The 11,547-nt window shown below is 34.3% G+C and carries 7 protein-coding genes; 4 read left to right on the top strand and 3 right to left on the bottom strand.

What is annotated here, in order from left to right; genetic code table 11:
* On the top strand, window positions 1-1,884 hold a 1,884-nt coding region (locus tag WFN33_RS10375; RefSeq protein WP_336952982.1), incomplete at its 5' end, for a calcium-binding protein.
* A 274-nt stretch (window positions 1,885-2,158) separates the two neighbouring features.
* Here the strand turns inward: WFN33_RS10375 and WFN33_RS10370 are convergent.
* The 3 genes from WFN33_RS10370 to WFN33_RS10360 all read right to left on the bottom strand — a co-directional run bounded on the left by WFN33_RS10370 (window position 2,159) and on the right by WFN33_RS10360 (window position 7,465).
* Window positions 2,159-5,533 carry a VPA1262 family protein gene (locus tag WFN33_RS10370; RefSeq protein WP_336952981.1) on the bottom strand — a complete coding sequence of 1,125 codons (3,375 nt, stop codon included), beginning with the start codon at window positions 5,531-5,533 and terminating at the stop codon, window positions 2,159-2,161.
* 258 nt (window positions 5,534-5,791) lie between these two features.
* A complete protein-coding gene (locus WFN33_RS10365) occupies window positions 5,792-6,352 on the bottom strand; it encodes a hypothetical protein (RefSeq protein ID WP_336952979.1) in 561 nt (186 codons plus the stop codon).
* Between the two features lie 51 nt (window positions 6,353-6,403).
* Complete coding sequence (locus tag WFN33_RS10360; protein ID WP_336952978.1) at window positions 6,404-7,465, bottom strand: hypothetical protein; 1,062 nt, start codon at window positions 7,463-7,465, stop codon at window positions 6,404-6,406.
* 840 nt (window positions 7,466-8,305) lie between these two features.
* On the opposite strand from WFN33_RS10360, the gene WFN33_RS10355 reads away from it, so the two are divergent.
* Genes WFN33_RS10355 through WFN33_RS10345 form a run of 3 tightly spaced genes read left to right on the top strand, consistent with a single transcriptional unit; the run spans window position 8,306 to window position 11,540 of the window.
* Window positions 8,306-8,935 (top strand): hypothetical protein, encoded by a 630-nt coding sequence (locus tag WFN33_RS10355; protein WP_336952977.1) that lies wholly within the window; start codon window positions 8,306-8,308, stop codon window positions 8,933-8,935.
* Between the two features lie 17 nt (window positions 8,936-8,952).
* Window positions 8,953-10,524: an ATP-dependent nuclease gene (locus tag WFN33_RS10350; protein ID WP_336952976.1), complete on the top strand. Its 1,572-nt coding sequence runs from the start codon at window positions 8,953-8,955 to the stop codon at window positions 10,522-10,524.
* The gene (locus WFN33_RS10345; RefSeq protein ID WP_336952975.1) at window positions 10,509-11,540 is read left to right on the top strand and encodes an AAA family ATPase; all 1,032 of its coding nucleotides are present in this window, start codon (window positions 10,509-10,511) and stop codon (window positions 11,538-11,540) included. Before WFN33_RS10350 ends, WFN33_RS10345 begins: the two co-directional genes overlap by 16 nt.
* Window positions 11,541-11,547 lie beyond the last annotated feature (7 nt).

The raw sequence follows: 11,547 nt of genomic DNA, 5'->3' as shown, positions 1-11,547 counted from the left end.
TGGACAGGAAAGAGCTATGCATTTGGTGGTGCTGGCAATGATACCTTAAATGGAAATAGCGGTATTGATTACTTAGACGGTGGTGCTGGTAATGACAAGCTTTATGGTGGTTCAGGTGCAGACACTTTAATTGGTGGAACGGGGAATGACTATTTAGATGGAGGGTATCAAGGTGATACCTACATCCTCTCGAAAGGACATGGTCAAGATACAGTTTCAGATTATAGTGCAGGCCTAGTAGGTGAAGACATTCTGAAGTTCACTGATGTTAACTTTGCAGATGTTAAATTCACAAAAGACAGTGATGATCTATTGTTATGGGGCTATTCGGAAGGCGATAGTGTTCGTATAAAGAACTTCTTTAATAGCAGTAACTATGAGATAGAACAATTTGTATTTGCAGATCAAACGATCACGATGCAGGATTTCCGTAATAATGGTATGACGTTCCATGGTACATCAGGGGATGACACGATTAATGTGTGGACAGGAAAGAGCTATGCATTAGGTGGTGCTGGCAACGACACCTTAAATGGTAATAGTGGTATTGATTACTTAGACGGTGGTGCTGGTAATGACAAGCTTTATGGTGGTTCAGGTGCAGACACTTTAATTGGTGGAACGGGGAATGACTATTTAGATGGAGGGTATCAAGGTGATACCTACATCCTCTCGAAAGGACATGGTCAAGATACAGTTTCAGATTATAGTGCAGGCCTAGTAGGTGAAGACATTCTGAAGTTCACTGATGTTAACTTTGCAGATGTTAAATTCACAAAAGACAGTGATGATCTATTGTTATGGGGCTATTCGGAAGGCGATAGTGTTCGTATAAAGAACTTCTTTAGTAGTAGTTACTATGAAATAGAGCAATTTGCATTTGCAGACCAAACAGTCACGATGCAAGACTTCAAAAACAATGGTATGACATTTCATGGTACATCAGGGGATGACACGATTAATGTATGGACAGGAAAGAGCTATGCATTAGGTGGTGCTGGCAATGATACCTTAAATGGAAATAGCGGTATTGATTACTTAGATGGTGGCGCTGGTAATGACAAGCTTTATGGTGGCTCAGGTGCAGATACCTTAATTGGTGGTGCTGGTAATGACTATCTAGATGGAGGATATCAAGGTGATACCTACATCTTCTCGAAAGGTCATGGCCAAGATATCGTTTCAGATTATAGCGGTGGTCAAACAGGTGAAGACATCCTGAAATTTACAGATGTTCATTTGGCAGATGTTAAATTCACGAAAGACATTGATGATCTATTGTTATGGGGTTATTCGGAAGGCGATAGTGTCCGTATAAAGAACTTCTTTAGTAGTAGTTACTATGAAATAGAGCAATTTGCATTTGCAGACCAAACAGTCACGATGCAAGACTTCAAAAACAATGGTATGACATTTCATGGTACTTCAGGGGATGACACGATTAATGTATGGACAGGAAAGAGCTATGCATTAGGTGGTGCTGGCAATGATACCTTAAATGGAAATAGCGGTATTGATTACTTAGATGGAGGTGCTGGTAATGACAAGCTTTATGGTGGCTTAGGTACAGATACAGCGATATTTAAACTCTTACAAGGATTTGAAAGTGATGGAACAGGCGGAAATGGCTTTGATACTTGGACTGACTTTAATACCAGTCAAGGCGATAAAATTGATATATCAGACTTATTAATTGGTGAAGTTAGTAAGGAAAATTTAAACCAATATTTATTGTTTGAAAAAAATGGTTCAACCATTACATTAAGTCTTGATCGAGATGGTAGTGAAATTAACTATTCAAGCAATAAAATATTAATCCTTAATAATCAAACAAATTTGAATAGTTTGGATGACTTAATTAAAGTGGATGCATTTTTAATTTAGTGAAGTTTTAGGAAGCAAAAAAACCGCCATTAATGGCGGTTTTCATATCAATTACAACTCAAGTGTTGTGACAGTCGTCAGATGACACATAAGTTGTCATTTTCTATTTTAGAAATTCAACAGCTTAGCGATTCTTACGACACATAATGACACTAGAATACGACACAACCAATGACATTTTGATAAGAAATCGACACATGTGATGTCATTTTCCTAAAAGTGGTTTGTTGAATACCATTTTTAAGTTAGTACGCATTAGCAGCTTACTATATAGCTAGAAATAAGAAATGCTTTCTGTTTCGTCGATTGAAGCTAACAGAGATTCTCCTTGATTAAGGAATGCTATAAGCCCTGAAAGTTGATCAGAAGTTTCAGTTCTCCATTCATAGATTGGTCTAGCTTCGGCTAATTTACGAGCATTTTCGGATAGCTTTTCTAATTCATTGTTCCTTAGATTAGATTTAGATAGATAGTATTCACACCATTTGCAGAAGGCTAATATCCATAATGAAATCTTCAATGCCTTATCCCATCGTGACCAATTTGAAGTGCTAGCCAGCGGCTGCTGAATAATCCTTTTCTGTTGGTTCAAAATCTTATTTATCAATTGGAGACTAATTTGCTGCTGCTCTGGGCTGCTATGAGCCATTAGGAATGCACAAATATTAGTTGTTTGGCCTTCTCGTGCTTGGTCAAATAATAAAGATGTATTTGGACTTTCTGGCTCAAGCATTGAAATCAGTTCTTGAGTCCAAATCTCGCAGGCATCATCGACGTTAACACGATCATTTTCTAGTAGAAGAGAAATGATGTCTTGGAATAACCAAGGTTCTGCCCAAGCCAGTTGTTTCATATGGCCACGCATTGAGTCAATTAAGCTTTTTAATTCATCTTTGGAAATCTTGGGCGGTAAAATTTTATGTAATGCTGTGATAAGACCTTTATATGTTTCGGTATTTTCTGATTTTTTAGCAGTATGATTAATCATCCAGCCAAGGGCTTGTATTTGGTGGGCGGCTGTAAAGTTAGTTATCAATGATATAGCTTTGGAAAGGCCATTCGGTTTTTCTAATTGTATTTGAATAGCGTGTAGTCCCATCCAGTAGAATAAGGCGTTACTACTAAGTAATCGATCTAGTTGTATTTCACTGATCCTGATTTGTACAGAAAGAGAAATTTCACTAACGATTTGGCTTAGAAGGGATAGTCGTATGATTTTTGAGCTTTGGTTGTCTGTAGGAATATCTAATATTTGTTTTTCGGCAATTTCCAAGAGAACATCTGGATTAAATTGCCATAAGAACTTAATAGCGAAGTATTCTGACCAAGTTAAAGCAGAATATTTTCTCGTGTGAACTAAGTGGTGTGGTTGATATGAGCTATATAGTAACTCTTCGATGGTTCTTGTAAAGAATTGGGACTCTATTACAGTTAAACTCTTATCTATTTCTGTATATTCGCGATTAAATGATAACTTGAGAAAATGAGCTAGAAATTTTAAAAAACTATGTTCAGATTCAATTTCTTCCATGTAATAGTCATTAGTATGTGAGTGAGCAAATATATCTCCAAGTATTTCCCAGATTGGGCCGAAGTTATTGAAGTTGTCTGTTTGTTGATCTAAAAAGTTATGAAAATTTGTTACTCTTATGGAAAAATTGAGAGATTCTCCTTCAAGAAGACCTAGGCTAGTCATTTGTTCTTTCAGTGCGTTACTGTTTAAGCCGTATAGTGTAGGCTCACTACACCAAATACTAAGTACTTCACCTGCAAAAGGTTTATTGAGAAAGAGTAATGGCTCGTACCGTTTCTGTGTTGGGGGAGGTAAAGCTGTAGAGTCGAAGAGAAGACGTATATTGGTATTTTCAATATTTTCTTGATTCTGTGATACTTTGGCTTCTTGTATCAGTGATAACACATACTCTTCTACATCTAGCAAAGTGTCTGATGGAATTGGTGTAATCAGTAGTGGGTGGTTTTCGGCCGCCCTTTGAAATGAGTTTGATAGATGAAAACCTGTGATTGGAAGACCATCTCTACCCATAATTATTATATAGCGATCATGTAGACGACCTTCCTTCAGTCCATAAATGCGTAACTTAAGGTGTTTTAGCTGGTCATGGCTTTGCTCACAATTAGCTAATAGATTATTAATCCCATTCTGAGCAGTATTATCTGATTTTCGGCGTTGAGGTTTATCTTTTGGAGGAGCCTTTGGTATAGATCTGAAGACAATATAGTCTGACCTTGCTACTGCGTAGAGCAATAATAGGCCTAAACCTGCATCTTCAAAATAGGGATCAAAAATAATTATTTGGTGCTGTTTGTATTCAGTTAGTAATGCCTTAAACCATTCTACGAGTTGTAAACGACCATTATTATTACCCTGATTCCAGCGGAGGCAGAATAGACCATTCGATTTTTGGGGATGTAGCCGTTTAAAAAGAGTGGCTATTTCACGGTTGGCTGGAACCCATGAATCTACTTCACGTCCTCCGACGTGACCAGCAAAATCTTGATTATTGTGATTAATTGTTAGTGCTGTTTCTACTCTTGGTCTGTCAGCTTGTTGAGCTGTTTTTTCTAGCCAATCAAACTTAAATGAACGACCTTTTCTATGACCAACAACATGGCTTTGAAAATGGATTTCCCTAATATAACCAATTTGCCAACGTGAACACAGCGTACCATGTGTGTAAGTGTTATCACGAAAGCCGAAAATTTCTAGTTCAGTACTATCTATACAGGCACTTATTTTATCATCTAACTCGAACTTACATTCGAATAATCCATCTTCATTTTTTTCTGCTAAAGAGAGTGTTGAATAAGAGATTTGACTATTATTTTCGATATTTAGACGAAATTGAAAACTGCTATAGAATGGTACCTGTGAGGGATTAAACGTAGCTATTAAAGTGTGTGGCGAGTTTATCCAGTTTACTTCTAATAAGTTTCGTTCCTGATCATCTAATGTTGGAAAAACTAGTAATTCTATGTCACCAAATCTAGAGGTATCGGTAATAGAAAAGTCCATACCTGTGTCTTCATTAAGGGATTTGACGACCATCTTAGTTAATGTTGGACTATATAGAGATTCTAGTTGAAATAATGCATCCTTATCAGTTTGGGTAATCGAGGCACTAAATGCTCCAGCTCCTTCATGAGGGCTAGAGAGAGAATGATGATATGCATCACGGTTGATAAGGTATGCAACAGGACGGTAAACCAGTCCATTAGGTGTTAGAGAGGTTTTTCCGAACTCTTTTTCCAACTTTTCTGAAATTGTGAACCCTAGTTCCGCGCTAATTGTAGTAATAGTTTGCCTATCATTTAATAATCTTAATAGATCAGCACAATGAATACTTTGAAGATACAAACTAAGTTTAGTTACTCTAGCCTTAGTTTTTTTGTCAATAGTAGAGAACTTGTTGTTATAGCTGAAAGTCCAAGTGTTATCAAAGTGACTATAAGGAAGCAGGCGGCCGTAAACTATCCGATTCTCAATTAATTGACCACATTTAACTTGTAATATCCACAGTTGAAGAGCACAGGGCTTAACATTTTTTGAGAACAATCGTTCTAGTCTACTATCATTTATTAAGTCATCCAAAGTAGGAGACTTTAATTTTTCTTGAGCATGTTGATGCATTTTGCTTCCTAAAAATTGATTCTTAATAATGATTGTGGATTAATTTTGATTTTGTTAAGAATTTTAGTTGATAATTGAACAATTATCATAAACTAATAAATAGTAATAAGTAACATTTTAGCTAATCAATAACTCTATATTTCATCTTACGAAATTTTTTTAAGTTCAAAACAACAGCCATCTACTATGAGATGGCTGTTGACCGAAGGAAATATCATTGTTATTTTTAGCAGATACTTGTCATATGAAACATACGTATTATTTAAAGTTTGGAAGGTTTTTTAGATCAAGCTTCTCATGATCAATAAGTAATTCAGATAATGAGAAGCCGGTTTCTTGTCTTACGAACTCGTCACTTATTTTTTGGCACCATTGTGGGTTAAATTGTTCATCCATCTTAACTAAACGGCAATCATCTTCAAATTCTCTTAGACCAGTACCCAGCGGGTATCTTTCAATCCAAAGAATATCGTTAAAAAGCCCAGGAATGTTCAGATATATTTTTTTCGATTCACTTTTATCTTTTAGCAGTTTTAATTTTATGAAAAATCTTGTAAGTAAATTTCTATCTTTAGAAACTATTGTATATTCTGATAAATTAGGAATTTCGATGTTTACAATATTTTTATTTGCTACATCATAAAAAAATTTTTCTGCGATTGTTTCAACTGTATTGGTTACAGATGTTCCATAATAATTTTTATATTGTGAACAAACTATAACCATTTTTGATTCGGTTGACCTCATAGCAACTCTTAGATGGCAATAACCTGTAGTTGCACTAAAGCCCGGAAAGCTAAAATGTAAATCTTTAATCATGATTTTTCCTTGAGTCAATATTTTGATGGGAAGCTAAATTTTTTAAGTAAATTAAAAGCTATAAGGCGACTTATTCAGTATTTTCCCAATTTGTTCGAGCGGTTCATTTTGAAGATCTTCGTAATACTTTTTGAATTTCGGTGAATCTTGAATTGCGTTAAATAATTCAATTGCACCAATCCAGTATGAACTGTCATTGTGGTTGTTTGTATCAGTTTTATCGAAAATAGATTCGTACCAGAAATTAGCTTTAGTTTGTCCCCAAATATTAAAATGAATAGGAAGTTTTTCACCTTCAGTAAGGGCATTCATTTCATCTTTTTTAATATTATAAGAAATTATCAGAGATGGCTTTCTTATATATTTGTAGAGAATCATACAAAGAACTGCTAGTTCTACTAAATAATGAAATCCTGAATTTCCAATATCATTCATGGATTGTAATTTTAGGTTCGAATAATAGATACTCCTAACTTTCCAATCATCTCTATTAGATCCATAACCAATTGATACGAGCAAACTACCTTCTTCGCTGCGGATCAACTTTATAGAATGCGGTTGATGCCCTTTGTATTCTTGAAGTATGTCTTGTAAGGATTCGGTCCAGTAATGAAAAGATTTTCTTTCAACAAGGAAAGGAGTTAATTCAGGTATATACGGACTACTATTTCCAAATTTTATCCAGTCAGAATTGATAAAGTAAATATCACTAAATCGATCTAAATCCTCAAATGAGGGGATTTGAGATCCGTTTAACCAACTTGAAACTTTTAAAGTGTTATCGTGATCTAACTCAAAAGCAACTTTTTCTGTTTGGAGTTTTAATTCATTGAAAACATAGTGTAAACGAGTGATTAAATTGATGTGTTCAATTGGTAAAGTAGAAATAAAATCTGAGTTAATGCGGTAAAATTTGGCTCCAAGATCAATCAAATTCACAAGGTGTTTTGAGCGATAGCGATCACCACCGATTGCTTTAGACTGATTGGTTACTTCCTCAAGTAAATTGAGCGGAAGACGAACAGTAAGTGGATCTGAAAGATCATAGCTAGACTCATTCTTTTGGTCATTTCTATAAAATCTAACTATAGATTTCCAAGCATCAGCGATCATTTTTATACTTCATTTTGATTAGCATATATTCAATATGAGGAATATTTGATTAATTGTCAATAGTGATTACTTCAATGTAATAAATTTATTTTATTTAATTACTACATTGTATTAATCTGCTTTATTTTGCTAAAAGCTTAACTTGCTTATCAGTTTTTAAAAATAGTATGAATTTTTAACCAATTGATATTTTTAAATTAATTACTTAATAGTGTCCTATGTCTAAGAGACTACAGGCCTCAGCCGCTTTAATGAATTTCTTTTTTAACTTAAATATTTCTATTAGTTCATTCTTCTGGATAAGTCTCTAATAGTCTAAATCTATAATTAACAGGATTGATCAAAATAATTTGGCTGGAATTAGATGGTGCTTAAAGTTTTTGCAAAACTTCTGTGACTCGTAATTGGCAATAGCCAGCGATACAAAGTCTGTTTTACGATGCATAAGCTGTCATTGTCTGAAAATCGGTTTGTAGTTAACTGTGTAGATGTGAATAGAGCTTATTTGAAAGAAAGAGGGTATAATTCTCATTTACTACAATGAAATCATATTTACTATAAAAAATATTTTATTTATCATATAAATATGTGGATATTTTTACTTTTTTAGGGGCAATTATATCTAGATATACTGTGCTTAATAATTAAAATTAAAACATCGACATATACAAAGGCTGCTGAAATGAGTGAAATCCTAATTGATACATTATTAAGAGTTATAATTTTTATTATAAGTATCAAGGATTTAAATCCTTCTCAAATGTTGAATCTGATGTTTGTAATATGGACTATTTGTCTGACCATCATAGTTATCATGTCTTTAAAGGTGGTAAGTGAAAAATGACAGCGATTTTTGGGATAATCTCACCGCACACTATTCAGAAGGAATTTGATAATTTTCCTGCAGGTAGAACTACGGGAGTATCAATTGCAGCAATCAAATGCTTGCTTGGATTGGGGCTAACAATCAATTTCTACTCTAAATCTTGTGCTACAACGATTACTGAATTGGAAAAACTGACTGGTCTTTCAAGACCAATGGTTGTAAAAGGTTTACAACACCTTCAAGACTACGAATTAATAGAGAAAGATATACTGGCTAGGAATAAAGCTACTGTTTATAGATTGATATTTTTGGAAGATAAAAAGTTTTCTAAAATCCCAAAGAAGTGGCTTCTTAGTTATCTATCTTTGTTTCCCAATAGAGGTATCGAAGCATTAACAGCACTAAAGTTATATTTAGTGCTGTTAATAACAAGACCTAATCATTTAAAAGAAGTAGAAATTTCCTACAATGGACTAAATCGTTATCACATCAATCCCAAGCATTTGAAGAAAGCTATTGATTTATTGATAGTAAGTAGCTTAATTTCAGTTGCTAGAGAACTTAACGTTAAAGGTGATGGTTCTTATTATTTAAACAGTAATAAATATACAATTGTAGGGTTACAGCTTACAGTTGAAAATTAGCTGCATCGGAATTTAAAATGATTATAGAAAAACTAATCCTGAATAATTTTAAAAAATTTGAGTCACTTGAGCTTAGCTTTGATTGTGGTGTTAACACATTGATTGGGGATAATGAAACAGGTAAAAGTACTGTTCTACTAGCATTAGATTTACTACTAGGAATCAACCGGAGCCGCGTGGAATCTATTGGTATTGAATCCCTGTTATGCAAGAAAGCTGTAGATACATTCTTAATTGGACCAAAAACGATTGATAAACTACCTCATCTGTTTGTAGAAATATGGCTAAAAAACGGGACTGACCATGAGCTAAATGGAAATTACAATTCTAAGGGGGTAATTGCAGATGGTATTAGATTGGAAATTTCTCCAATAGATGATGATTATGGGGCAGCAATACTAGAGGTCTTAGCAGATGGTCAACCGAATTTTCCATATGAATATTATGGAGTTAAATTTAAAACATTTGGAGGAACAGTTTTAACTAAATATAAAAAACCTGTTAGCCATTTGGCAATTGACAGCTCAAAAATTGATAGTGAGTATGCTATTAGAGAGTACACACGAGCAGTATTTAATTTTAATACAGAGGTTGCGGAGCGATATAAATTTGAGAATCAATACCGTAGTGTAAAGCAATCATTTACTACAGAGAATTTTGAAGATTTAAATAAAAAGCTGGGTAGCTATCAGTTCGCTGTCAGAAGTGGGGTGAGATCCAATCTTGAAACGGACTTGGTTATTACTGAAGATAGTATTCCTTTGGAGAATAGAGGGAAAGGTAAACAGGTTTTTGTAAAAACTGAGTTTGCTCTAGCAAAGAGAAGGGCTACATCACCTCTTCATGTTCTTCTTTTAGAAGAGCCAGAGAATCATTTGAGCCATATTAATATGAAAAAATTGGTTCAAAGTTTATCTGAAACAACTGGTACACAACTTTTTATAGCAACTCATAGTAGTCATATTTCATCCAGATTAGATTTAAGAAGAGCAATTCTATTTGGTAAAAATACTGGTATGTCAAGATTAAAAGATTTAACTCCTCAGACTGCTAATTTTTTTATTAAGGCGCCTGATAATTATGTGCTCGAGTTTGCTCTCGCAAAAAAGGTAATTCTTGTTGAGGGAGATGCGGAGTTTATTTTGTTAGAGGCCTTTTACAAGAAAGTCTCTGGTGGTGAATTGCCTGAGACAAATAATGTCCACATCATTTCAATTGGTGGTACAAGCTTCAAAAGATATCTTGAATTAGGAAAACTTTTAAGTATTAAAACGGCAGTTATTCGCGACAATGATGGAGATTATCAGTGCAATTGTGTTGATAACTATGTGGGTTATGTTTCTGAAAATGGAAAGGTTTTTTCTGATAAGTCAAATAGTAACTCTACCTTTGAAATTAGTCTGTATGAAGCAAATAACAATGTATGTGATAGCATTTTTAGTTCGGGCAGAAAAACATTATCTGTTCAGAAGTATATGTTGAGTAACAAAGCTGAAATAGCTCTAAAATTACTTAATTATATCGAGTCTGGCAAGGATATAGAGATTCCTGCGTATATTACGGAAGCGATTAAATGGATAAGAGAGTAATTTTTGCTGTAGCTGGTTCAGGGAAAACGACTCATATTGTTGAGAGGTTAAATCTTGAGGAAAGAGCACTTATTGTCACTTATACAGAAAATAATTTTGCTCATTTAAGAAGTAGGGTGTTACAGAAATTTGGGTATATGCCCGAAAATATAAAAATTTTTACTTACTTTACATTCCTGCATAGTTTTTGCTTTCAGCCGTTCCTACAGATGAGACTGAAAACCAGAGGGATTACTTTTCAACAACCTCCTTTATCAACAGCTAAGATCGCTTTGAATAATATCAACCGTTATGTTGACGGCAATCGAAGGCTTTACCACAATCGATTAGCAAAACTTTTGGTGGAGGCCACGTGTGTCCCTGAAATTAATAAAAGGATTGAAACTTATTTTGATTATTTTTTTGTGGACGAGGTTCAGGATTTTGGTGGTCATGACTTTAACTTTCTTCTGAAAATAAGTACTGCCAAGGTTAGAGTTTTGTTTGTTGGAGATTTTTATCAACACACTTTTGATACTAGTAAAGATGGTAATGTGAATAAAAACCTGCATGATAATATTGGTAAGTATGAAAAAAATTTTTCCGATATTGGATTTGTAGTCGATAAGAGTACGTTAATAAGTAGTAGACGTTGCAGTTCAGATGTGTGTGATTTTATTAAGAGTAATTTACTCATTGAAATGTGTTCCCACACAAGTAGAGTTTCAAAAGTAATGATTGTTGAAGCTGAAGAGCAAGCTGATGCTCTATATCAAAATAATTCAATAGTTAAGTTGTTTTATGAAAGCCATTATAAGTACAATTGTTACTCACACAACTGGGGGGCTAGCAAAGGCCTAGATCATTATCAAGATGTATGTGTTGTGTTAAATAAGGGGACTTGGCAAAAGCTAAAGAGAGGAACTCTTCAAGAGCTAGCGCCAATGACAAGAAACAAAATTTATGTAGCTTGCTCTAGAGCTAGAGGGGATCTTTTTCTTGTCCCAGATATTTACTTTAAAAAATATTTAGCATAGCTTTCAG

The organism is Acinetobacter sp. AS167 (assembly GCF_037152175.1).
In the GTDB taxonomy this organism is placed as follows: Bacteria; Pseudomonadota; Gammaproteobacteria; order Pseudomonadales; family Moraxellaceae; genus Acinetobacter.
The sequence above is the reverse complement of the archived record's forward strand: the minus strand, read 5'-3'. Positions and strand labels throughout refer to the sequence as shown.

What these genes read in the sequence shown, in the direction of transcription:
- WFN33_RS10355 (WP_336952977.1), top strand. Translation starts at nt 8,306, where the DNA reads ATGACAGCGATTTTTGGGATAATCTCACCGCACACTATTCAGAAGGAA.
- WFN33_RS10345 (WP_336952975.1), top strand. Translation starts at nt 10,509, where the DNA reads ATGGATAAGAGAGTAATTTTTGCTGTAGCTGGTTCAGGGAAAACGACT.
- WFN33_RS10365 (WP_336952979.1), bottom strand. Translation starts at nt 6,352, where the DNA reads ATGATTAAAGATTTACATTTTAGCTTTCCGGGCTTTAGTGCAACTACA.
- WFN33_RS10360 (WP_336952978.1), bottom strand. Translation starts at nt 7,465, where the DNA reads ATGATCGCTGATGCTTGGAAATCTATAGTTAGATTTTATAGAAATGAC.
- WFN33_RS10350 (WP_336952976.1), top strand. Translation starts at nt 8,953, where the DNA reads ATGATTATAGAAAAACTAATCCTGAATAATTTTAAAAAATTTGAGTCA.
- WFN33_RS10370 (WP_336952981.1), bottom strand. Translation starts at nt 5,533, where the DNA reads ATGCATCAACATGCTCAAGAAAAATTAAAGTCTCCTACTTTGGATGAC.